This is a genomic window from Arthrobacter sp. AQ5-05, assembly GCF_003287975.1.
GTDB lineage: Bacteria > Actinomycetota > Actinomycetes > Actinomycetales > Micrococcaceae > Paeniglutamicibacter.
Map to the genome: position 1 here is coordinate 59787 of NZ_QMKQ01000008.1, position 22139 is coordinate 81925.

General features: G+C 63.4%; 19 protein-coding genes. 13 read left to right on the forward strand and 6 right to left on the reverse strand.

Annotated features, from left to right (window positions below; genetic code table 11):
• The first annotated feature begins 464 nt into the window (after nucleotides 1–464).
• A complete protein-coding gene (locus tag DQ353_RS09490; RefSeq protein ID WP_113762511.1) occupies nucleotides 465–1817 on the forward strand; it encodes an MFS transporter in 1353 nt (450 codons plus the stop codon).
• On the opposite strand, the gene DQ353_RS09495 is transcribed toward DQ353_RS09490, so the two are convergent.
• The 3 genes from DQ353_RS09495 to DQ353_RS09505 are packed head-to-tail and all read right to left on the reverse strand — an operon-like array spanning nucleotide 1807 to nucleotide 4876.
• Nucleotides 1807–2625, reverse strand: coding sequence for a carbohydrate ABC transporter permease (locus tag DQ353_RS09495; RefSeq protein WP_113762512.1), 819 nt, complete (start codon nucleotides 2623–2625; stop codon nucleotides 1807–1809). The genes DQ353_RS09490 and DQ353_RS09495 overlap by 11 nt on opposite strands.
• Nucleotides 2625–3566 (reverse strand): carbohydrate ABC transporter permease, encoded by a 942-nt coding sequence (locus DQ353_RS09500; RefSeq protein WP_113762513.1) that lies wholly within the window; start codon nucleotides 3564–3566, stop codon nucleotides 2625–2627. Before DQ353_RS09500 ends, DQ353_RS09495 begins: the two co-directional genes overlap by 1 nt.
• A 2-nt stretch (nucleotides 3567–3568) precedes the next feature.
• A complete protein-coding gene (locus DQ353_RS09505) occupies nucleotides 3569–4876 on the reverse strand; it encodes an ABC transporter substrate-binding protein (protein ID WP_113762514.1) in 1308 nt (435 codons plus the stop codon).
• Between the two features lie 310 nt (nucleotides 4877–5186).
• On the opposite strand from DQ353_RS09505, the gene gcvPA reads away from it, so the two are divergent.
• Nucleotides 5187–6557 (forward strand): aminomethyl-transferring glycine dehydrogenase subunit GcvPA, encoded by a 1371-nt coding sequence (gcvPA, locus tag DQ353_RS09510; protein ID WP_113762515.1) that lies wholly within the window; start codon nucleotides 5187–5189, stop codon nucleotides 6555–6557.
• 2 nt (nucleotides 6558–6559) lie between these two features.
• Complete coding sequence (gene gcvPB / locus DQ353_RS09515) at nucleotides 6560–8161, forward strand: aminomethyl-transferring glycine dehydrogenase subunit GcvPB (protein ID WP_113762516.1); 1602 nt, start codon at nucleotides 6560–6562, stop codon at nucleotides 8159–8161.
• 149 nt (nucleotides 8162–8310) lie between these two features.
• Here the strand turns inward: gcvPB and DQ353_RS09520 are convergent, their stop codons facing one another.
• Entirely contained in the window at nucleotides 8311–9261 is a 951-nt protein-coding gene (locus tag DQ353_RS09520; protein WP_146755229.1) for a hypothetical protein, read from the reverse strand.
• A gap of 96 nt (nucleotides 9262–9357) precedes the next feature.
• Between DQ353_RS09520 and DQ353_RS09525 the strand changes: the two genes are divergently transcribed.
• Nucleotides 9358–9642 carry a type II toxin-antitoxin system Phd/YefM family antitoxin gene (locus DQ353_RS09525; protein ID WP_181578314.1) on the forward strand — a complete coding sequence of 95 codons (285 nt, stop codon included), beginning with the start codon at nucleotides 9358–9360 and terminating at the stop codon, nucleotides 9640–9642.
• Between the two features lie 545 nt (nucleotides 9643–10187).
• Here DQ353_RS09525 and DQ353_RS09535 read toward each other — a convergent pair.
• Nucleotides 10188–10946, reverse strand: a complete 759-nt coding sequence (locus DQ353_RS09535) for an SDR family NAD(P)-dependent oxidoreductase (RefSeq protein ID WP_113762520.1) — start codon at nucleotides 10944–10946, stop codon at nucleotides 10188–10190.
• Nucleotides 10947–10965: 19 nt separating this feature from the next.
• The gene (locus tag DQ353_RS09540; RefSeq protein WP_181578315.1) at nucleotides 10966–12114 is read right to left on the reverse strand and encodes an ATP-NAD kinase family protein; all 1149 of its coding nucleotides are present in this window, start codon (nucleotides 12112–12114) and stop codon (nucleotides 10966–10968) included.
• A gap of 63 nt (nucleotides 12115–12177) precedes the next feature.
• Between DQ353_RS09540 and DQ353_RS09545 the strand changes: the two genes are divergently transcribed.
• The 9 genes from DQ353_RS09545 (at nucleotide 12178) to DQ353_RS09585 (ending at nucleotide 22137) form a co-directional block, all read left to right on the forward strand.
• Nucleotides 12178–12888 carry a GntR family transcriptional regulator gene (locus tag DQ353_RS09545; protein WP_220094001.1) on the forward strand — a complete coding sequence of 237 codons (711 nt, stop codon included), beginning with the start codon at nucleotides 12178–12180 and terminating at the stop codon, nucleotides 12886–12888.
• A gap of 236 nt (nucleotides 12889–13124) precedes the next feature.
• A complete protein-coding gene (locus DQ353_RS09550) occupies nucleotides 13125–14714 on the forward strand; it encodes an amidohydrolase (protein WP_113762523.1) in 1590 nt (529 codons plus the stop codon).
• A gap of 15 nt (nucleotides 14715–14729) precedes the next feature.
• Entirely contained in the window at nucleotides 14730–15689 is a 960-nt protein-coding gene (locus DQ353_RS09555; RefSeq protein WP_113762524.1) for an ABC transporter substrate-binding protein, read from the forward strand.
• A gap of 3 nt (nucleotides 15690–15692) precedes the next feature.
• A complete protein-coding gene (locus DQ353_RS09560) occupies nucleotides 15693–16667 on the forward strand; it encodes an amino acid ABC transporter permease (RefSeq protein WP_113762525.1) in 975 nt (324 codons plus the stop codon).
• A complete protein-coding gene (locus DQ353_RS09565) occupies nucleotides 16664–17470 on the forward strand; it encodes an amino acid ABC transporter ATP-binding protein (protein WP_113762526.1) in 807 nt (268 codons plus the stop codon). Before DQ353_RS09560 ends, DQ353_RS09565 begins: the two co-directional genes overlap by 4 nt.
• A gap of 6 nt (nucleotides 17471–17476) precedes the next feature.
• Complete coding sequence (locus tag DQ353_RS09570; RefSeq protein ID WP_113762527.1) at nucleotides 17477–18232, forward strand: SDR family NAD(P)-dependent oxidoreductase; 756 nt, start codon at nucleotides 17477–17479, stop codon at nucleotides 18230–18232.
• 769 nt (nucleotides 18233–19001) lie between these two features.
• On the forward strand, nucleotides 19002–20267 hold the full coding sequence (locus DQ353_RS09575) for an ABC transporter substrate-binding protein (RefSeq protein ID WP_286166712.1): 1266 nt from the start codon (nucleotides 19002–19004) through the stop codon (nucleotides 20265–20267).
• Nucleotides 20264–21238 (forward strand): carbohydrate ABC transporter permease, encoded by a 975-nt coding sequence (locus DQ353_RS09580; RefSeq protein WP_286166713.1) that lies wholly within the window; start codon nucleotides 20264–20266, stop codon nucleotides 21236–21238. The genes DQ353_RS09575 and DQ353_RS09580 overlap by 4 nt, the downstream gene beginning before the upstream one ends.
• The gene (locus DQ353_RS09585) at nucleotides 21235–22137 is read left to right on the forward strand and encodes a carbohydrate ABC transporter permease (RefSeq protein ID WP_113762529.1); all 903 of its coding nucleotides are present in this window, start codon (nucleotides 21235–21237) and stop codon (nucleotides 22135–22137) included. Before DQ353_RS09580 ends, DQ353_RS09585 begins: the two co-directional genes overlap by 4 nt.
• Nucleotides 22138–22139: the final 2 nt, after the last annotated feature.

Sequence of the window (22139 nt, forward strand, 5' to 3'; positions counted from 1 at the left end):
TTGTTGGCATGTTGCGCATCGGCCGCGACCAGCCCGTACCCCGGCTGCGGATCCGAGAGCGGCAGGATGCCGTTGCCGAAGTCGAGTTCGGCATGCGAAACGGTGGAGCTGCCGTCCTCCTTCGAGGCACCTGGCATCACCGAGAGCACGGTGGCGCCGAAGACCTCCCGGTAGAACTCAATGGCTGCCCGTGCCGGCTCGACGACGATGAACGGTGTCAGCGCCGTATGGCCGTTCGGCACCCCGTTGGTCGTGTGCTTGCCGGTTGCTGCCGTGGTTGGTGGCTCCGGGGACATGAGCAGCCTTCCTTTGGTGGCTTGGATGGTTGCTCGCCGCTCCATTGGATTCCTCGGGCAGGTCCGTGGTCTTGAAGGAATCCGACAGGGTTCCTTGCCGATTCGTGTTCCGGGTCGTTGTCCGCCGTCCTGCCCGCGGCGACATATCTTCGTGTTCGATTCGCTGACATGGAAGAATCCGATCATCTGACCAACGAAGGACCCGTTCCATTGACCTTGACCGAACCGAGCCCCCAACGCACCGCCAGCGGCAACGCCGCCTGGATCGTGGTGGTGGTTGCCGGCATCACCGCTGCCCTGCATATCTGGAAACTGCCCGCGGCACTTCCGAGGATCCAGGAGGACCTGGGCCTGTCCCTGCTTGCCGCCGGGGTGTTGCTGGGCATCGTGCAGGTGGCCGGCATGGTCGGCGGCCTGGCGGTGTCGTTGCTGGCCGAGGTCATCGGCGAGCGCCGGACCCTGTTGTTGGGATTGGTCTTCCTGGGTGCCGGCTCGGTCTTTGGCGCCCTGTCCATCGGCGCGAACACCCTGCTGGCTTCGCGGGCCCTTGAGGGCGTCGGGTTCATTGTGGCCACCGTGGTGGGGCCGGGCCTGATCCGCCGCCATGCACCGTTTCGCCGCGTCAACCTGGCCGTCGGTTGCTGGAGCGCCTATCAGGGCACCGCGACCTTCGTGGGACTGATCGCCAGCGCATATTTCCTGCAGGTCGGGACGTGGCAGGCATGGTGGTGGGTCATGGCCGCCGTCAGCATGGTGCCGATCCCGCTGGTGCTGCGCCTGGTCCCGAAGGACCAACCCGCCGGCGCCGGGGGTGCCAGGGCCGCCGCCGGACGCATCGGCATCACCGCCCGTTCGTCCAAGTTGTGGATCGCCGGGGTGGTCTTCGGCTGCTACACCGTCCAGTGGATGGCCGTGGTCGGGTTCCTGCCCACGCTCTACGGCGACAGCGGATTGAGCGGCACGCACGCCGGGGTGTTGTCGGCCGTTGTCGGCGGGCTCAACGGGGTCGGCGCCATCATCACCGGCATGCTGCTCCAGCGCGGTGCCCCGGCCCGCGCCCTGTTGTTCCTGTCCTTCGTGCTGATGGCCGCGGCGGGCCTGGCGACCTTTGCCGTTGACTGGTCGCCGGTTCCCGGCGGGCTGGCCTGGCAGGTCGCCTGCGTCGGGTTCTTCTCCTTCTCCGGGGCCATGATCCCGGCGACCATGACCCGGATGGCGGTGGACCTGGCGCCGGAAGGCGGTTCGGCCCCGGCGGCCATGGGCTTGATGCAGCAGATCTACAACGTCGGCAATTTCAGCGGCCCGATGATCGTGGCCTGGCTGGCCATGAGCACCGGCGGCTGGTCTTCGACCTGGTGTATGACCAGCGCCTTCGCCGTCCTGGGCATTATCCTGTCAGCGGTCCTGATCGGTCGGCGCGGCGGCATGCATTTCTCCCATGCCCAGAACCACATCGTCCCGCAGACCACCAGGCCTGCGGATCTACTTTCGGCCCGAGAGCAGCCGCCGGCTACCCCTTGACGGCTCCGCCCATGAGCCCGGAGATGAACTGCTTCTGGAAGAGCAGGAAGACAATGAGCAACGGCAGGGTTGCCAGCAACGAACCGAGCATCAACCCCGAGTAGTCCACCCGGGAGAGCCCCACCATGGTGTTCAGCGCCACCGGCAGCGTGTATTTTTCCTCGCTGTTGAGCATCAGCAGCGGCCAGATGAAGGAGTTCCACTGGCTGATGAAGGTGTAGATCACCAAGGCGGCCAGCTGCGGCCGGGCCACCGGCAGCACGATCCGGTAGAACGTCTTGATCTCGCTCGCCCCGTCGATCCGCGCGGACTCGATGAGGCTGTCGGGGAATTCGAGGAAGGCTTGGCGCATCAAGAAGATGCCGAAGGCGTTGGCCAGGAACGGCAGGATGAGTGCCTGGAAGCTGTTGATCCATCCAACGCTGGCCATCATCTGGAACAGCGGCACCAGCAGCACCTGGCCGGGAATCATCATGGTCAGCAGCACCCCGCCGAGCATCAGGCCCCGCCCGCGGAACCGGTACTTCGCCAGCCCATACCCGCACATGGCACTGACGATGCAGGAGAAGACGGTGTAGAGGGTGGCCACCAGCACGCTGTTGAGCATGACCCGCGCGAAGCCGGTCTCCTCCTGAAGCCGGGCCAGGTTGGTCCACAGCTCGCCGCCAGGCAGGAAGGGCATCGGCGTGGAGAATATCTCCGCCGTCGTGTGGGTCGAGGCGATGACCATCCATAGGAACGGGACCAGGCTCACTGCGGCTCCGATGGCCAGCAGCACATAGAGCGGGGAACGGCGCAGGGTCTGCATCACGATTTTTCCCTCATGATTCGGAATTGGACGACGGAGATGACGGCGATGATGGCCACGACCAGCCAGGCGATGGCCGAGGCATAGCCGAAGTCGAACTGCTGGAAGCCGACCTTGTAGAGGTACAGCACCGGGGTCAGGGTCGCATTGTTGGGTCCTCCCCCGGTCAGGATGAAGTTCTCGTCGAAAAGCTGCAGCGCGCCGATCGTCGAGGTGATGCTGCTGAACAGGATCACCGGGCGCAATTGCGGAACGACGATCCTGGAGAACACCGCCCAGCGGCCTGCGCCGTCGATCCTGGCGGCCTCGTACTGCTCCGCGGGGATCGCCTGCAGGCCTGCCAAGATGATGATCATGTTGTATCCGGTCCAACGCCAGGTGATGGAGGCGATCAGCGCCACCCGCGCCCAGCCCTCGGAGTTGAGCCAGTCGATCGGATCCATCCCGACCATGCCCAGCAGCTGGTTGGCCGCTCCCCCGTCGGTGGCCAGCATGACCCGGAAGACCAGCGAGTAGGCCACCAAGGTGGTGACCGCGGGCAGGAAGTAAATGGCCCGGAACCCGGTCCGGAAGCGCACCCAGCTCTGGTTCAGGATGTAGGCCAGACCGATTGCGATGCACACCATCAGCGGCACCTGGATGACCAGGATCAAGAAGACGTTGAACAGGCTTTGGGCCACCAGCGGATCGTCGAGCAATCGTTGGTACTGGGCCAGGCCCACCCAGCTGGTTTCGCCGCCGGAAATCGACTGGAAGCTTTGGATGAACGATGAGACCAGCGGATAGATGAAGAACAGGGCGAAAAGGGCGAGCGCCGGGGCGATGAAGAAATAGCCGGGACGGTGGCGGCGGGCGGCCCGCCGCGCCGCCCGGCCTGCTGCGGAGCGGGCCGTGGAGCGGCCCTCCTTCGGTGCGGAGGGCCGCGTCAACGTGGCGGTCATGGTTACTGCGCGATCTTGCGGCCGGTGGCGGTGGCGATCTGCTCGGCGGCGGATTTCAGCTCGGTCGCCGGGTCTGCCCCGTTGAGCACGGTCGAGACGACGGCGTTGGCCACGATGTCCCCTGCCTTGGCACTGTCCACGTTGGTGATGCCGGCGGGGATCTTGGCCGTCTGCTCGGCGAAGAGCTGGTAGACCTTCTGGCCGCCGAAGTACTCCTGCGGTTCGGCGAAGAGCGGGTCGGTGAATGCCGGCAGGTAGGACGGGAACAGGCCTTCGTCCTTCATCATCGAGACCTGGTTTTCCTTGTTGGCCAGCACGTATTTGACGAACGAGCCTGCCAGCCCGGGGTTCTTGGCCTGGGTGGGCACGGCCAAGGTCGAACCGCCATTGTTGGAGGTGGTTCCTCCGCCGTCAGTGAACGCCGGCAGCGGCTGCACGCCGTATTTCCCGGAGAGTTCCGGGGCTTCGCCGGTCAGCGTGCCGATCCACCAAACTGCCTCGGGGTTGGTTGCCGACTTGCCGTCCTTGGCCGCGGTGACCTGCCCGTCCCAGCCCTTGACGTTGTGCAGCAGGCCCTTGTCGTTCATGGTCTTCATCAGGGTCAGCGCCTGCACCGCCTCCGGCGAGTTCAGGTCAATGTCGCCCACGGAGTCGAAGGTGCCCTTGCCCTGCTGCTGGAGCAGCATGGAGAAGATGCCGCCACCCGAGAGGTCGGTGGAGATCAGTGTGTGGCCGGTCTTCTTCTTGATGGCTTCACCGGCCGTGACAAGTTCGTCCCAGGTCTTGATCGAGGCCGGATCAATGCCCACCTCGGCGAAGTAGTCGGTGCGCACGAACAATCCGACGGTTCCCGAATCCCATGGCAGGGACAGCAAGCGCCCCTCGTTGTCGGATGACGCGGCAATTTTCGACGGGTCGAAGTCGTCGGTGGCATTGTCGATCAGCGGCGCCAGGTCGGTGAATCCCTTGGGGAACTGGGTGACGTAGGACGGCATCCGGTCTGTTTCGACGGTGATGACGTCGGGCAGTCCGCTGTTGGCCTGCAGGGAAACCGACATCTTGTCGTAGGCGTTGTCGTATCCGATGTCCACGACCTTGATGGTGGTGCCGGGGTGCTCGGCCGAGTAGGAGGTAGCCAGCCGCTTCAGTGCGGTGGCCGCGACATCCCAGCTCCACACGGTGATCGCACCCGAGACTTCCGCATCCGGCTTCAGCGCCGCACCGCTCTGCGCGGGGACCCCGCCGCCGGCGCAACCCGTCAACAGGGCAAGTGCGATGGCCGGTGCGGCCAGCTTCATGGGGTTGAACATTGTGGAGCTCCTTGTCGTCAGGAAGACCTCGATTACTTTCGAAACTGTACACAGTATTCAGCACATTTGGGATAGTTTTCGGACTTTTTCCATCAGGCTCGACCAAAACAACACAGGCGGAACCCTCGATCCCAATTCCCCTGGCCCGGCACCCCGGGGCCTGGCGCCACCCAAAGAGCGGCATGGGTCACAATTGACTCTTGTCACAGATCGGCATAATGTGCACTGTATACAGAATTTCACCAAGTTATCCCGCGCTGCTTCCACAGGGAATGCGCCGGGTCATGACAAAAGCAGGAGGCGACCTTCCATGCAAAATTCCACAGTTCACCCCTACATTCCCAATACGGTTCCCTCGGTCATCGAGGAAATGCTCGCGGTCACCGGAGCGACCAGCATCGAGGACTTCTACGAGGACATTCCCCAGAGCCTGCGCGTCAAGGGCCTGCTCAACCTGCCGGAGCCATTCCTTGCCGAGGCCGAACTGGAAGAGCACGTCACCGGGCTGCTGAACAAGAACCGCAGCACCCGCGAGGTCATCAGCTTCCTGGGCGCCGGCGTGTACAACCACTACGTTCCGTCCGTCGTGGACGAGGTCATTAACCGCAGCGAATTCCTCACCGCCTACGCGGGCGAGCCCTACGAGGACCACGGCCGCTTCCAAGCACTGTTCGAGTACACCTCCATGATGGGCGAGTTGCTCAACATGGACGTGGTCAACGTACCGACCTACGATGGCATGCAGGCCACCGCCACGGCGCTGGCCATGGCCGGACGCATCACCGGACGCTCCAAGATCATCGTCGCCTCCGACACCAACCCGGATCTGGTCTCCAAGGTCACCGACTACGTGCGCAGCCACACCGAGCTGGTCTTTGTGCCGAGCGCCAACGGCCTGGTGGATACCGCTGTCTTGGCCGCCCAGCTCGACGCCGACACCGCCGCGGTCTGGATCCAGACCCCGAGCTTCCACGGCGTGCTGGAAACCTCCGGACAGGTCATCGCGGACCTGGCGCACGGGGCCGGTGCGCTGCTGGTCGTAGGCACCGACCCGATCGCCTACGGCAGCCTCACTCCCCCGGCCGATTGGGGAGCCGACATCGTCTGCGGCGAGATCCAGTCGCTGGGCATCCACCAGTGGTTCGGCGGCGGACGCGGCGGCTTCATCGCGGTGCACGACGACCCGAAGTTCGTCATGGAGATGCCCTCGCGCCTCTTCGGCCTGGCCAGCACCTCCGTCGAGGGCGAATACGGCTTCGGCGACGTCGCCTGGGACCGTACTTCCTTCGCCGTGCGCGAAGAAGGCAAGGAATGGGTCGGCACCGCCGCAGCGCTCTGGGGCATCGCCGCGGGCGTCTACTTGGCTTCGATGGGCCCCACCGGCATGTCCGACCTGGGCAATACCGTCCTGGCACGCACCGCCTACGCCCAGCAGCAGCTCGCCGCCGTCGACGGTGTTTCGCTGCGCGATTCGGCAGCGCACTTCCGCGAATTCGTGCTCGACCTTTCGGCCTCGGGCAAGACCGCGGCCGAGGCCGTCACCGCCCTGCGCGCACGGCACATCGAGCCCGGCGTGGTCATCGGCGAGCACCACCTGCTGGTCTGCGTCACCGAACGCATCACCACGGCACACATCGACACCCTGGTCTCAGCCCTCACCGATTTCCTGAAGGAGAAGTAACAATGGCCCTTCCAGTCAGCCCCAAACCAGCCCACCGCCGGTTCCACCAGGCCCGTTGGGATGAACCGATCATCTTCGAACTCAGCACCCCCGGCGAGCGCGGCATCCTGGTCTCGCAGGCCGAGCCGGCCGCCGTCGAGGCCCTGTCCGGCATCGAGGACCAGCTGGCCTCGCTGCGCCGCTCCAGCGCCCCCGCGCTTCCGGAACTGGCACAGATGCGCGTGGTCCGCCACTACCTGCGCATCAGCCAGGAGAACCTGGGTGCCGACTTCAATGTCGACATCGGCCAGGGCACCTGCACCATGAAGTACAGCCCCAAGGTCAACGAGACGATCATCCGCACCCCGAAACTCGCCGAACTGCACCCGCTGCAGGACGAGGCCTCGCTGCAGGGCGTGCTGGAGATCTTCTGGCGCACCGAGCAGGCAATCGCCGAGATCTCCGGCATGCACTCGGTGAGCCTGCAGACGCAGGGCGGCTCCGCCGCGATCTGGGCCAACATCTCCATGATCCGAGCCTTCCACGAGTCCAACGGCGAGGGCGAGGTGCGCGACGAGGTCATCACCACGATCTTCTCCCACCCTTCCAATGCCGCCTGCGCCAAGGCCGCCGGTTTCAAGGTCATCACCCTCATGCCTGACGCCAACGGCTACCCAGACATCGAGGCGCTGCGCGCCGCGGTTTCCCCGCGCACCGCGGCACTGATGATCACCAACCCGGAAGACACCGGGATCTACAACGACAAGATCCGCGAGTTCGTGCAGATCGTCCACGAGGCCGGCGGCCTGGCGGCCTACGACCAAGCGAACGCCAACGGCATCCTGGGAATCACGCGCGCCTCGGATGCAGGGTTCGACCTGTGCCACTTCAACCTGCACAAGACCTTCTCCACCCCGCACGCCAGCGGCGGTCCGGGCGCCGGCGCCAGCGCCGTCTCCGAACGGCTCGCCCCGTTCCTGCCCAACCCGCGCATCGAAAAGACCGATGCGGGCTTCACCGTGAACTATGGCGGAGAGAAGTCCATCGGCAAGGTTGCACCGTTCTTCGGCGTCGCACCGAATGTGGTCCGGGCCTACGCCTGGATCATGGCCCTCGGCGCCTCCGGCCTGCGCCAGGTCGCCGAGATCGCCGTGCTGAACAACAACTACCTGCTGGCCCTGGTCCGCCGAATCCCGGGGGCCAGCGCACCGTACGCGACGGGCAAGCACCGCATCGAGCAGGTCCGCTACTCGTGGCAGGAATTGTTCGAGGACACCGGCATCAGCTCGGAGGAAATCGGCATCCGCATGAGCGACTACGGCATGCACTACTGGACCAGCCACCACCCGTACCTGGTTCCGCAGCCGTTCACCCTGGAGCCGACCGAGTCGTACTCCAAGACCGAAATCGACGAGTACGTCGCTGTGCTGGCCCAGGTCGCATCCGAAGCCCGGGAGAATCCCGATCTGGTGCGTTCAGCTCCGCACAACCAAACCGTGCACCAGATCGACCACGATGACCTGGACGATCCGGAACGCTGGGCCATCACCTGGCGCGCCTACCAGCGCAAGTACTTCAGCGGCGCCGATGCGACGTTGGCGCAAGAGCCCATTTCAGTGGGCTAACCAGATAGATGAGTGGCCAAGGAGGGGCTGCCGCCGGGATGACCGACGGCAGCCCCTCCTTGGCACCACCGGCATCCGGGCCCCGATTGTTGCCGGCTTCTTGATTCATCAAGGGATACCAGATGCCAGGAGGGTTTGTTTGGTCTTCACTACGGGGTGGGTCCGGGTGAAACGGGCATGTTCGGTACAACAATCAGTGTTTTGTCGTGCGCCTTCAGCTTGAGGGCAGGGCATTCGCCCTGGGGGATGGTTACAACCATGGGGTTCGCCAGTGAACCTCCAACGATCTGTCCCGAAAGGACAGCCGGGCAGGTGGAAGGAACTCCTGCGGCATTCGCGTCCAGCACATGGATTTGCGCAGGAATCGGCTCCGTGACGCCGGGAAGCACCGTCGCAGGTCCCACGACGGGGGCAAGCGCGAAAATGAATATTCCGGCCACAAATAGGACTGTTATCCAAGAAACCCTCTTGATGAGGCGTTGATAGGCATCACGTCTCAGCCAATACCCCGCAGCTGCTTCAAGCCGGTCAATTCGCGAGCTGGCGACGAAACGTTCGGCTTCGAGCCAAGCGATATCGGAAGGCGATTCCGGGTCCAGGGCACGACCGGCCCAGGTGCACTTTTGTTTTCGCTTCAAACGATCCAGCGCCCGACCCGATCCGACGATGCCATCCTCATACAGGGCCGAAATAGTTTGGGCGTCACCCAGCAGCAAGGTGCGTCGTTCATACAGCCAAAGGAGCAGCAGGGGCAGGGCTTTCAAGCCCTCTGGCGTGGCCAAGTCGGCGTGCTTTTCGGCTTTGAAGTCCATCTCCGCATTGGATAGCTCCGTGATCGTCGGAGTGTCGATTGCCAGCACCCGCGCGGCACCGAACAGCACGAGCCCGACGGCCACCAAAGCGCCAAGCGCACCAACCGTGGCCAGGAGAGCTGCCCATGGTTGCAGGCTCTGGAGGGAGGTGAGTTGCAGCCCCGCCACGATGGCCACGGCTATTGCTCCCGCCGAGGCAACCAGCCATTTGAGAGTGCCTGCAAGATTGTTTGATTTGTCTCCGTAGCCGCCCCCGGACAGTGTTGGCGTCGATGTGGGAATATCCAAAAGATTGTCCTTCGCTTCAGCTGTAGTACCTATGTACTACATGTGCTAGCCTCAAATCATCAGGGCTGTTTGCCGTAAATGTGGAGGGATTGCAAGATGGAAATCGTTTCCCGCGTAGCCAGTTCACACACGTACAACATGCGTGAGCTGAACCAAAACACCGCAAAGGTCATCCAGGAGATCAACGAATCGGGAGAACCTGCGCTCATCACCCGCCAAGGTCGACCTGTCGCCCTCATCACGCCGCTGGCGAATGAGCGCGTGGAAGCTGCGGTGCTTGGCGCCGTGCTGGAGTCTGTTTCCCAATTGGGTAGCAGCGAGCCTCTTGGCGAGGTACAGGACACGGAAGAACTAGCGCGTGAATTGGGCATCAAGTATTAATTCTGCTGCGTGCAAGGAGTCGGAGAATGTCGTCATTTGAGATGACTCGCACGATCACGACTCCGGGGTTCCGCTGGAGGTTGATTTGTTCGTCCACCGTCAACTCGCGATAGACCAAACAGTGGTCACACGCCTGGTTGCTGAATTCGTCCACGCCATCGAGCTCGAACGACAGGTAGCTGGCCAGCTCGGACGCCCAGACGCATCGTCTAAACCGGGCCTCCGTTGCACCCACGAGTTGACCCTCTATCGCGTCGTCGGCGTGAGGGCGCAGGTCTCGATCGGCTATCTCCATGATCTGCGCTGAGACTGACGAATCACCGATAGCCCGGAGATCCTCTTTCGCGGAATTTGACCAAACCGGCACGAACACAGTCAACCAGATCGGGACTCTTTCGTGAAGGCATCAACGTGACCTGCTGCCGCACCGCCAGTGGTCCGGCACGGTGGAGACGGGTGCAGCCCCGGCCTGGAAGAAGCATGAATCCCGCGGGGTGAAGCGCTTGGCTTCACCCCGCGGGATTTGTCGTTGGTGCGGGAACGGCTTAGGCGATGCCGCCGCCGTCGACCACCAGTGCCGCGCCGGTGACGTAGCTGCTGGCGTCGCTGGCGAGCCAGATGACGGCCTCGGCGATTTCCTCGGGGGTGCCCATGCGCTTGAGCGGGCGGTCGTTGGACTCCTCCAGGAAGGCGGCCTCGGCCTGGGACAGCTGGCGGGCTTCCTCGCGCAGCATCGGGGTGTTGGTGTCGCCCGGGTTCACCGAGTTCACGCGGATGTTGTCCGGTCCGTGGTCGATGGCCAGGGCGCGGGTCATGTTCACCACGGCTGCCTTGGAGGTGCAGTAGGACAGCGCGTCGCCGCCGCCCTTGAGGCCCCAGCCGGAACCGGTGTTGACGATTGCACCGCCGCCGTCGGCGATCATCAGCGGGATCACGTACTTGGAGAGCAGGAACGGGCCGCGCACGTTAACGCCCATGACCTGGTCCCATTCCTCGAGGGTGGTGTCGATGACGTTGGCCCGGCGGATGATGCCCGCATTGTTGAACAGGACGTTGACGGTGCCGAATTCGGCCGCGGCCGCGGCGACCCCGCGCTTCACGTCTTCATCCAGTGCAACGTTGACGGCCACGCCCAGGGTCTTGACGCCAAATGCCGCGGCTTCGGCGGCAACAGCCTGTGCCGCTTCTTCGTTGATGTCGAAGATCGCGACGTTGGCGCCTTCGGCGGCCATGGCCAGTGCCGTGGCCCGGCCGATGCCGGATCCGCCGCCGGTGACGATTGCAGACTTGTCCTTCAAACGCATGAACTGCTCCTTGTGGTGTTTAGGCTCGAACCTGGGCATCAGCTGAATTGCTGATGGGATAAATTACTTCGGCTTTCGCTCCGGTAAATACTTTGATGTAGCCACAGATCGTGGCGTCCAGTTCGGGATGTCCCGAATCAACCCAGAGAGGTCGCCCGCCCAGGGAAATCATTTTGGAAGGCGTGGCAACGATTCTCAGCTCGCTGCGTTGCAGCACGCGGTGATCGATCTGCTGGTTTCCGCGCCCGATGACGAAACCTTGCTGCCCCAGCGGGGTGACAATGATGGTGGCACCCCCTTCGGGGACCAACGAGTTCAGCGTTTCGGCGTCGACGTCCTCGGCAATGAGCCGGCCGTTGCAGATGACGTCGACTCCCAGCCGTGTCAGTTCCAAACCCAGTGCGCTGCCGATGGCCATGGTGGTGCTGCCCGGACCAAGCACGTAGTGCCGGTCCGGGACCATGGTGGCCGCGAACGCAATACCCAACGATCTGGCCGCGTTGACGTCGGAGGCGGGGCTGCCGGACTTGCGAGGCTGAAGCCGGCGGGAGTCCGCGGGCACCCGCAGCGTCCCATAGAGACTGGGGGTCGCAAGGCCCCGGCGCAATTCGTCCTCGTCGATGTCGACGACTTCGCGTTCATCGCTGCAACGCTTCGGATCGGCCAGCCAACCCGCAGCCAACGCACCGGTTTCCGAAGGCGTCAGGCCGAATACGCCGGAGTAGATCTTGACGCCGGCGGGGATGCCCAGCACCGGGACGCTGGTTCCGACCGCGTCGAGGATGTCGCGGGCCGTGCCGTCTCCCCCGGCGAAGAGCAATAGGTCGACACCTTGGTCCGCCATGTTCCGCGCCATTGACTTGGTGTCGTCGGAACTCGAGGCTCCCGGGTGGAGCGCGTCTGAGGCAACAGTCTCACGGGGCATGCCGGTGTCGAGCGCACCGGTACCCATTTCGCCGGCACCTGCAAGTATTCGCACGGCAACCCGGGATGATTCCAGCCCGTCCAACAGCCGGCGAACTGTTTGCCCGGCCCGTTCCGCAGCCAGGGAATCGATCCCCGCGCGCTCGGCCATATCGCGGATATCCGAGGCGTCGCTGCCCTTCTGGGCCAAACGGCCACCCAGGCCGGCGACCGGGTTCACAATCAAGCCAATGGTCACGTTCATGTGTGAACTTCCTCCCATATTTCTGTATACAGTATACTGAACCCAGTCTCTAGTACAATAGAGATGATCAAATCCGGTGCTTCATCTATCGAGAATCAGGGGGCGACAGTGGCAATTCAACGCCAATCACTGCGCGAACAGATCGAAACAGAAGTCATGAACCGCGTCGGCGCAGGCGATTTCGATATGGGCGAGAGCATCAACGAGGTAACGCTCTCGGCCGATCTCGGCGTCAGTCGGACTCCGCTGCGCGAAGCGCTCATTTCGCTATCCCAGCAGGGTGTCATTACGCGCATTTCCGGCAAGGGCTTCCGCTGGGCCCCCATTAGCGAGCGCGATTTCGCCGAGGCCGTGCAGATCATTGCCGCCCTCGAGTGCCTCGCGCTGGAGCTTAGTCCCGCAGACGAGCTGAATGTGATTGCGCCACGGATCCTGGATGCAGCGAAGGCGTTCACTGCCACTGAGGCCCTGGCCGAAGAGGTCAACAGCCACGACGATGACTTCCACGAGCTCCTGCTCTCCAAATGCCCCAACCGACGGCTTCTGGAAACCATCGCCTCGCACAAGGTTGCCCTGCGGCGCTACGAGAAGTTCTTCGTCGGAGCCAAGGACCGCGTTGAACGAGCGGCGACCGAGCACTCGGCAATCGCCAACGCGCTTATTGCGAAGGATCTTTCCGCCGCGCAGGCGGCACTGACCGCCAACTGGCTCAACAGCACCTCTCGCATCGGCAAGGCCATGGCAAGCAAGGAAGGCGCGAAGGCGGCCGTCTAGGACCGCCCACTACAAAGCCGCGTCGGGAACCCCTCCGGGGATTCCCGACGCGGCTTTTTGCATTTGCCCACAAGCTCGCCGACCCCGCGAACCCCCACGCCAGGTCACAATGGCGCCGCTTGATAAATGGATCAAAAAATGTCTTGAACGGAAGCTGTATTCGGTATACAGTGCAAAGTATTCGATGTACAGAAGCTTCGAATGGCGAAAAGATCAGCGCATGATGGGGGCCCTGCATGACGTTCACGGTGTTCGAAAATGCCGTTTTCCATACCCTCGACCCGCACAACCCCACGGCATCCGCCTTGGTCTCGGACGAGGGCCGGATCCGATTCCTTGGATCCGTCGGTGGGGCCCGGGAGTTCGCCCCGCAGGCACGACGCATCGATCTTGGCGGGGCGCATGCGATGCCCGGGCTGGCCGACAGCCACATCCACACCGCCCAGTTCGCGCTGCGCCAGGCGGAGGTCGATCTCTTCCCCGCCAGCTCATCCTCGGAGGCCGTCGCCTTGGTCGCCCACCGTGTGGGGCAGCTCGATCCCGGGGACTCGACCAGCTGGATCTTCGGCGGCCGCTGGAACCACCGCGCATGGGACCAAACGGAACTCCCCGACCGGCATGAACTGGACGCCGCCACCGGTTCCCACCCCACCGCGCTGCACCACTTGGACCTGCACACCTACTGGTTGAACTCCGCGGCATTGGCATACCTCGGCATCGACGCGGCAACCCCCAACCCGGTCGGTGGCACCATCGTGCGCGACACTTCCGGCTCCGCCACCGGCATCCTGCTGGAAGCCGCCGGATTCAACGCGGGCCGGGCACTGGAGGAAGTCACCCGGGACGACCTTGCGAAGTTGTTGCCCTCCGCTCTGCGCACCCTGGTCCGCCAGGGCATCACCTCTATTCACGACATCGACGGCATGGACGCGTGGGATGCCTTCTCCGACCTTCATGAACGCCGTGAACTTCCGCTGCGGGTCAACAAGATCATGCCCGTCGCGGTGCTGGACCAAATCATCGAACAGGGCGTGCGCAGCGGACAGGGAGATCCCTGGCTGCGGCGCGGCGGCGTGAAGATCTTCTCCGATGGGTCCCTCTCATCGGGCACCTGTCTCATGCATTCGCCCTACGGCTACTCCCGCTCCGAGGGCTTGGCCGTAACCGCGCCTCAGGAGCTGAACCTCTTGGTCAAGCGCGCCAACGACAACGGGTTGTCCGCCGCCGTGCACGCCATCGGTGACCGCGCCGTTTCCAACGCCCTGGATGCCTTCGAGCTGGCCGCGGAAGACCGCACGTCGTTGCCGGTCGCCTCCAACCGGATCGAACACGTCCAACACATCGCCCGCCGCGACCTGTCCCGGCTCGCCGCCAGTGGCGCGCTGGCCTGCATGCAACCCGCGTCATGCACCTCGGACATCGAGTTGGTCGATTCCCTGTTGGGCGACCACGACGTGCTTTCCTACGCATGGGGCAGCATCCTGGCCGCGGGCGGGGCAGTCTCCTTCAGTTCCGATGCCCCGGTCGAGGGAACCAACCCCTTCCATGGCCTCCACGCCGGAACCACCCGCCAGCGTCCCAACGGCTTCCCTGCCGGGGGCTGGCAACCCGAGGAGATCCTCACCCGCTCCCAGGCCCTGCATGCCGCGGCAACCTCGCACACCCGGGCCACCGGGGAACAGCATCTCAAGGGAACCTTGGAAACCGGAAAGCTGGCGGACTTCATCGTCGTCGACCGCGACCCGGTTTCCTGCCCTCCCCTGGAACTTCACTCGACCCACACACTGATGACAGTCATCGACGGCCGCATCCACTGGTCCGACTAACACAAGGAGAAACACATGAAATCCTTCAAACAAGGAATGATCTTCACTGCCGTTCTCACTCTGGGTGCAGCAGCCCTGACCGGATGCGGCGGCCAGTCCCTCGCCGAAACCCCCTCGTCCTCCGGTGCCGCGGCGGCGGGCGTCTTCAAGAATGCGGCGCCCACGGGCGACCTCGCGGCCGCCCAGATCGCGGCCATCAATGTCGATGCCGACCTCGCGGCCCGCGTTCCGGGAGCCATCAAGACCGGCGGACTGAAGATCGCGGCGGCCGAGGGCTATCCGCCAATGGAAATGTTTGACACCGACGGCAAGACCATGATCGGCGTGGACATGTCCCTGGCCCGCGCCATGGGCAACCTGCTGGGGGTCGAGGCCAAGATCAGCAACTCGGACGTATCGGGCATGATGCCCGGCGTCGTCTCGGGCCGCTTCGATGTGCTGATGTCGGGCTTCAACGACACCGCCGAGCGCCGCGAAAAGGTCTCGTTCGTCGACTACGCCAAGTCCTCGGGCTCGATCATGGTCGCCAAGGGCAACCCGGAGGGTATCAAGTCCCCGGCAGACCTCTGCGGCGAGACCATGGCAGTGCTCGACAACGGGTACTACATGCAGCTGGCCGAACAGTTCAGCAAGGATTGCGAGACCAAGAACGAGAAGCCCATCAAGATCCTGGGCTTCGCCAACGACCCCGAGGCCCTGCTGCAGGTGCAAAACGGTCGCGCCGTCGCCGGCCTGAACGACTACCCGGTGGCGGTCTTCCGTGCCAAGGAATCCAACGGGGCACTGGAGGCCATCGAGATCCCGGGCAGCTCCCTGTTCGGCATCGCGATCGACCCGAAGAACGAGGAATTGGTGAAGCTGATCCAGGACACCATGAACAAGCTCATCAAGGACGGCACCTACGCCGAGATTCTCGGCGCCTGGGAACTGGACCGGATGGCGCTTCCCGAGGCCACCGTCAACCAGGGCAAGTAAGCAATGACCCAGGAACAAGTCGCAGCACCGCCGCGGCTGGTCGAGCAACCCGGGCCTGGCAACACCGTCCGGCTACGCCACCCGGGACGCCTCATAGTGGCGCTGCTGTGCATCGCTGGCATCAGTTGGTTCGTCTGGGTGCTGGCCACCAATGACCACATCATCTGGGGAAACGTCCTTTACTACCTGACGTTTCCCAAAATCTTGGACGGTGTGCTGGTCACCATCCAGCTCTCCATCCTGGCCACGATCATGGGCCTGGCCATCGGGGTGGCCCTGGCGATGATGAAGCTCTCGGCCAATCCGGTTGCCGTGTGGATCAGCAACCTCTACATCTGGTTCTTCCGCGGAACCCCGGTGCTGGTCCAGCTGATCTTCTGGTTCAATCTGGCCTTCCTGTTCCCGCAGCTGGTCATCAAGATCCCGCTCACGAACATCGGCTACATGTGGGACACCAACGTTGTCATGACCGGCTTCACCGCGGCCATGCTTGGCCTGGGCCTGAACCTGGGCGCCTACGCGGCGGAAACAGTGCGCGCGGGCATCCAGGCCGTGGATCCCGGCCAGGCCGAGGCCGCCGCCTCCATCGGCATGACGCCGTTCAAGCGAATGTGGGTGGTGGTGCTGCCGCAGGCCACACGCATCATCATCCCGCCGATCGGCAACGAGTTCATTTCCATGCTCAAGACCACCTCGCTGGTCTATGTGGTCGCGGGCAACGACCTGATGACCAACGCCAGCCAGATCTACAAGCAAAACGGAAAGATCATGGAACTGCTGATCGTGGCCAGCATCTGGTACATGGCCATGACCGTCATCGCCACGTACTTCCAGGGCAAGCTTGAAAAGAAGTTCGGCACGGCGGACCGTCCCATCACCGGCAAGCGCCAGAGGTTCTCCAATCCGTTCTTTTCCCGCGACAACCTGGCGGTGCTGGGCCAGCGCCTGCGCACCGAACCGCCAAGGAGCACCCCATGACCAGCACCACGACTTCACTCGCGCAGACAGGAACAGACAGGCACCTCCCACTGGTGCTGGCCGAACAGGTCACCAAGAGTTTCGGCAACCACCAGGTGCTCTCCGGCATCGACTTCTCCGTCGAGACCGGGGAGGTCGCCTGCATCATCGGCCCCTCGGGCTCGGGCAAGTCCACCTTCCTGCGCTGCCTCAACGCGCTGGAAAAACCCAACGGCGGTCGCATCCGGATCGACGGCGAAGACGTGGGATTCAACTACCGCAAGGGCAAGTTCCATGAGTGGAATTCCGCCGAGTACGCGAAGCTCCGTCTCAATGTCGGCATGGTTTTCCAGCGCTTCAATCTCTTCGCCAACATGACGGCGCTGGAAAACGTTGCCTGCGGTCCCGCCCGGGTCAAGGGCGAATCAAAGAAGCTGGCCCTGGCACGCGCCGAGGAACTCCTGGAGCGTGTGGGGCTGGCCGGCCATGGCCACAAGTACCCCATGAAGCTCTCCGGCGGCCAGCAGCAGCGCGTCGCCATCGCACGCTCCCTCGCGATGGACCCCCAGGTCATGCTGTTCGACGAACCAACCTCTGCCCTGGATCCGGAGCTGGTCGACGAGGTGCTGGAGGTCATGAAGTCCCTGGCGGTCGGGGGGATGACCATGGTGCTGGTGACGCACGAAATCGGTTTCGCTCGCGAGGTCGCGGATTCGCTGGCCTTCATCGACGGCGGCGTCGTGGTCGAAAGGGGAAATCCCCGCGAGCTCATCGCCAACCCGCAACACGAAAGGACCCAGCAGTTCCTCTCCAAGGTGCTGTGAGCGACCATGACTGATACCGTGACACACCAGGCATCGGTGCTGGTGATCACCGGGGCCTCCTCGGGCATCGGGGAAGCCACCGCCCAGCGCTTCGCATCCTCGGGTGCGAGGGTTTTCAACTTGGACAGGCAGCCGCCGGCAAACGCTTCCGGCGGCGTGCAGTGGCACGAATGCGACGTCACCGATCCGGCCATGGTCCGCTCGGTGGTGGAAGGCATCGCCGCCGAGGAAGGCAGGATCGATACGGCCATCGCCAATGCCGGCATCAGCACCCGGCATGCGTTCCTCGAGATGAGGCCGGAAGACATCCGCCGATTGCTGGAGATCAATCTCTTCGGCGTCATCAACCTTTGGCAGGCTGCGGGCCGCGTCATGTTCGAGGCGGGTTCCGGCACCCTGCTGGCCACCGCCTCCACCAACGGATCGGCGGGGTACCCCTGGTACTCGGATTACAACGCGTCCAAGGCAGGCGTGCTCGCACTTTGCCGTAGCGTCGCCCTGGAGCTTGCGCCCCGGGTTCGCACCGCCTGCGTCAGCCCGGGGTACGTGCTCACCCCGATGCAGCGCAGCGAATACACGGACGAAATGCTGGCGGAGGTCAACGAGCGGATTCCGATGCGCAGGCACGCCGATCCGGCTGAGATTGCCGACGTTTTCTTCTTCCTGGCCTCGGATCAGGCCCGGTTCATCACCGGGCAGCAATTGATCGTCGATGGAGGCGAGCTCGCCGGCGGGACGGCTTCGTCCTACCGTACCCAGTAGCCGCAAGAGCCACTGGACGAACAACTGAATTGCCAACGAAAGCCTCGAGCGGGCCGGATTCTTCCGGCCCGTTCGCTTGCGTGCCCCCTTCATCGGGCTACCTGCGAGGCAACGGGAATCGAAATCGCCGGCAACATAGACGGCCATGGGAAATCTCTTCGGTTCCATGAGCCATTACCGAGCAGTGAAATGTTTATCCACCAGCTGGAGGTCGATGCGCGCAGTCTCCCCAAGCCCACTGCCCCCTCAATCCGTCCACCGCAGGGCCCCTCGGTGCCGAGCGCGGGCAAGGGTACGGCGGGCAATCGCCCGGGGTGCCATTCGAACGGGGGCCAGGCGCGACATGTGCGGGCGCACCGCCGCGCGGCCCCGGGAACGCGCAGAAGTCCCCGCGCGACCTCGGGGGCCGAAGTCGACCTCAAGACACTTTGTTCGATTTCAAACAAAAGCAACCAAAATCACGCGGCATGTGCAATATTGCTGGTGGTGAGGCCTGGAATATCACGTATTTGCGCGGCCACGTGCCGATCGGCAAGCCCGGGCCGACGCCTTGCTTCGAACACAAACAAACAAAGTGGAACTTGACACAGAGTGTCTCATGTATACAGAATACAACTATCGCTGTGGCGTCGATCACTCCGCACTCCGGGCTGATGGCATCATTTTGAACCGTCGCGGCAAAGAATCGACCGTTCTCACCGAAAGAGGTATTGGCATGTGGAATTCCAAGGATCTGAAAAGAAGAAGCGTTCTGTCCCTAGGCGTTGCCATGGCCTCCGCTTTGGTCTTGAGCGCATGCAGCGGCGGATCCGGAACCACTGCCGGCCCGGCCGCTGATGGCAGTAGCTCCATAGTTTTTAGTACCTGGGGCACCCCGGAGGAATTGACCCGCTTCACCGAATTCAACACCGATTTCATGAAGCGCCACCCGGAAATCAAGGTCAAGCTCCAGCCGGTAGCCAGCTACGGCGAATACCACTCCAAGCTTCTTGCCCAACTCACCAGCAAGACCGCGCCCGACGTCTTCTACGTCGGTGATGACAAGCTCGGCCAATTCGTCGGCTCCAAGCGCCTCATGCCGCTGGATGATCTGATGGCTTCGGACGCCAGCAAGACCAAGAAAGACGATTTCTTCGCCGGTACCTTCGGCGCCGCACAGCAGGACGGCATCACCTACGCCGCACCCAACGACGTCAACAACGACGCATTCTGGTATGACAAGAAGGTCTTGGAAGAGGTCGGCATCACCGAGGATCCGGCAAGCCTTGCCGCCGAAGGCAAGTGGACCACCGCCAAGTTCCTTGAAATGAATGACAAGATCGCCGCCAAGGGCCTGATCGGCTCCATGTTCTGGAACTACTGGGCCACCCACTACGGCTGGATCTCCACCCAGGGCGGCACCGCCTACGACGGGTCGGGCACCTTCGTCGGCAACAAGGACCCCAAGACCCTTGCCGCCGTTGAAACCCTCGGCAGGTACTTCCAGGACAAGACGTTCGTCGACGCCGATTCCCTGCCCTCCGGAGCCGGCGCCGACAGCAAGTTCGTGACCCACAAGGCCGGTTTCTTCGCCCAGGGCCGCTACACCATCGGAACCCTCAAAGGTGCCAATGTCCAGGAGGGCTACGACATCGTCGATTGGCCGACCCCGGACGGCAAGCCGGCACCGACGGGCATCGCAGCCTCCTACCTGGCAGTCAACGCCGACACCAAGAACAAGGACGCCGCGTTCACCTACTGGACCGAGTTCCTCTCCGCCGAGGGCCAGAAATTCCGCCTGACCGGCGGCGGCAACGCAGTGCCTTCCATCAAGGGCGCCGACGGCGTGGTGCTCGAGGACAACTACCCGAAGCACGCCCAGACCTTCCTGGACATGCGCGACATCGGCTTCGCCAACTACGCCGCCGAAGGCGCCGTTCCGGCACTTTCCACCGACGTCTCGGACCTGTTCCTTGAGCTCTACCAGGGCAAGAGCAACGCGCAGGGAACCCTCGACAAGGTTGCGGCCCTCATCGCATCGAAGTCCGGGAAATGAGCGCCACACTCGCGGAGAAACCCGCGCGAGTGAAAACCAGGCATTTCTCCGCCCAGGGCCCGTTCCCCGAAATGCGCAAGGAAGCAGGCTGGCGCAAGCGCGACCGCGCCTGGGGCTACGTCTTCATCGGCCCGCAGGTCATTGGCATGGTCTTGTTCGTGCTCATCCCGTTTGCTGCAAGCCTTGTCCTGGCCTTTGCCCAATGGGACGGCCTGACGAACCTGACGTGGGTGGGATTCAAGAACTTCACAGACCAGCTGGCCGACCCGCTGCTGCACAAGTCGATCATCAACATCCTGCTGCTGGCACTGATCACGGTCCCGATCGGGCTGGGCCTGGCGGTTGTCATCGCGGTGGCCCTGGAGAAGCTCAAGACCAGGACCCTGTACCTGATCTTGTTCTTCGCACCCGTGGTGACAAGCACCGTGGCAGTGGCCATGATCTGGCAGCAGATGTTCCGTTCCGACGGGATCTTCAGCGCCACGATCGGCAAGATCTTCGGGATCACCCCGCCAGACTGGCTGGGCGACCCGAAGCTCGCGCTGATCGCCGTGGCGATCGTGTCGATCTGGTCCTCGCTGGGCCTGAACGTCATCATCTTCCTCGCCGGCCTGCAGAATATCTCCCCCGCGGTCATCGAGGCGGCGCGCATCGACGGCGCCGGGTGGTGGTCGCTGTTTACCAAGATCCGCCTGCCGTTGCTGTCCCCGATAATCTTCTTCTCCACGATCGTGGCGTTCATTTCCTCGATGCAAACTTTCGACACCGTGTTCGTCCTGACCCAGAACGCCGGCCCGGACAACGCCACCCGGACCATCGTCTACCACATCTACGACTTGGGCTTCGGGCGCTTCCAGTTCGGTCCTTCCAGCGCCGCCGCCGTAATCCTGCTGGTCATGACCCTGGTCATCACGGCCATCCAGTTCGGCGCCCAGAAGAAGTTCGTCCACTACGAGGATGATGCAGCATGAGCACCCAGAACCTTGAAGAAACCAAGGCTCCCGCCGGGACCACCGCGAAGGCACCGCTGCGCGAACGCCTGGCGGCCATCGGCATCTCCTCCACGCTGCACATCGTGCTGCTCGTGGCGGGCATTGCCATGGTCTTCCCGTTCCTGTGGATGATCGCGACCTCGCTCAAGGGGCTGCCGCAGTTGCTGCAGGATCCGTTGAGCTTCTGGCCCGATCCGTGGACCTGGTCCAACTTCACCGAGGCCTGGCATGCCGTCCCGTTTGCGCGGGCCTACCTCAACAGCCTCTACATCGCGGTGCTGTCCATCCTCGGCACGCTGGTCACGGCATCGATGGCCGGGTACGCGTTCGCGCGCATCAAGTTCCGCGGTTCCAAGGCCATCTTCATCGTCTTCCTGGCCACACAGATGATCCCGGCGCAGGTCACCCTCGTGCCCTTCTACCTGCTCATGAGCAAGATGGGCTGGATCGACTCCCACCTGGCGCTGATCGTACCGGCCATGATGGTCAACCCCTTCGCGGTGTTCCTGATGCGCCAGTTCGTGCTGGCGCTGCCCAAGGAGCTCGAGGAGGCCGCGGTCATCGACGGCGCGAGCCGCTGGCGCCTCTTCTGGAGTGTCATCCTGCCAAACCTGAAGCCGGGCCTGGGCGTGCTGGTGATCATCACCGCGCTGAGCGTGTGGAATTCCTTCCTGTTCCCATTGGTGCTGTTGAATTCCCCGGAGCTCTACACGGTGCCGTTGCTGCTGGCCAGCTTCACCAGCCAGTTCGGTTCGGTCAACTACGGCCTGGTCATGGCGGCATCCTCGATTGCCACCATCCCGATCCTCATCGCCTTTGTCATCGGTCAGCGCCGCATCCTGAACAGCATGGCCGCATCCGGCCTGGGAGGAAAATAAGC

Coding starts and splice junctions, on each gene's coding strand:
- DQ353_RS09490 (WP_113762511.1), top strand. CDS start 465: ATGGAAGAATCCGATCATCTGACCAACGAAGGACCCGTTCCATTGACC.
- DQ353_RS09495 (WP_113762512.1), bottom strand. CDS start 2,625: ATGCAGACCCTGCGCCGTTCCCCGCTCTATGTGCTGCTGGCCATCGGA.
- DQ353_RS09500 (WP_113762513.1), bottom strand. CDS start 3,566: ATGACCGCCACGTTGACGCGGCCCTCCGCACCGAAGGAGGGCCGCTCC.
- DQ353_RS09505 (WP_113762514.1), bottom strand. CDS start 4,876: ATGTTCAACCCCATGAAGCTGGCCGCACCGGCCATCGCACTTGCCCTG.
- gcvPA (WP_113762515.1), top strand. CDS start 5,187: ATGCAAAATTCCACAGTTCACCCCTACATTCCCAATACGGTTCCCTCG.
- gcvPB (WP_113762516.1), top strand. CDS start 6,560: ATGGCCCTTCCAGTCAGCCCCAAACCAGCCCACCGCCGGTTCCACCAG.
- DQ353_RS09525 (WP_181578314.1), top strand. CDS start 9,358: ATGGAAATCGTTTCCCGCGTAGCCAGTTCACACACGTACAACATGCGT.
- DQ353_RS09535 (WP_113762520.1), bottom strand. CDS start 10,946: ATGCGTTTGAAGGACAAGTCTGCAATCGTCACCGGCGGCGGATCCGGC.
- DQ353_RS09540 (WP_181578315.1), bottom strand. CDS start 12,114: ATGAACGTGACCATTGGCTTGATTGTGAACCCGGTCGCCGGCCTGGGT.
- DQ353_RS09545 (WP_220094001.1), top strand. CDS start 12,178: ATGATCAAATCCGGTGCTTCATCTATCGAGAATCAGGGGGCGACAGTG.
- DQ353_RS09550 (WP_113762523.1), top strand. CDS start 13,125: ATGACGTTCACGGTGTTCGAAAATGCCGTTTTCCATACCCTCGACCCG.
- DQ353_RS09555 (WP_113762524.1), top strand. CDS start 14,730: ATGAAATCCTTCAAACAAGGAATGATCTTCACTGCCGTTCTCACTCTG.
- DQ353_RS09560 (WP_113762525.1), top strand. CDS start 15,693: ATGACCCAGGAACAAGTCGCAGCACCGCCGCGGCTGGTCGAGCAACCC.
- DQ353_RS09565 (WP_113762526.1), top strand. CDS start 16,664: ATGACCAGCACCACGACTTCACTCGCGCAGACAGGAACAGACAGGCAC.
- DQ353_RS09570 (WP_113762527.1), top strand. CDS start 17,477: ATGACTGATACCGTGACACACCAGGCATCGGTGCTGGTGATCACCGGG.
- DQ353_RS09575 (WP_286166712.1), top strand. CDS start 19,002: ATGGCCTCCGCTTTGGTCTTGAGCGCATGCAGCGGCGGATCCGGAACC.
- DQ353_RS09580 (WP_286166713.1), top strand. CDS start 20,264: ATGAGCGCCACACTCGCGGAGAAACCCGCGCGAGTGAAAACCAGGCAT.
- DQ353_RS09585 (WP_113762529.1), top strand. CDS start 21,235: ATGAGCACCCAGAACCTTGAAGAAACCAAGGCTCCCGCCGGGACCACC.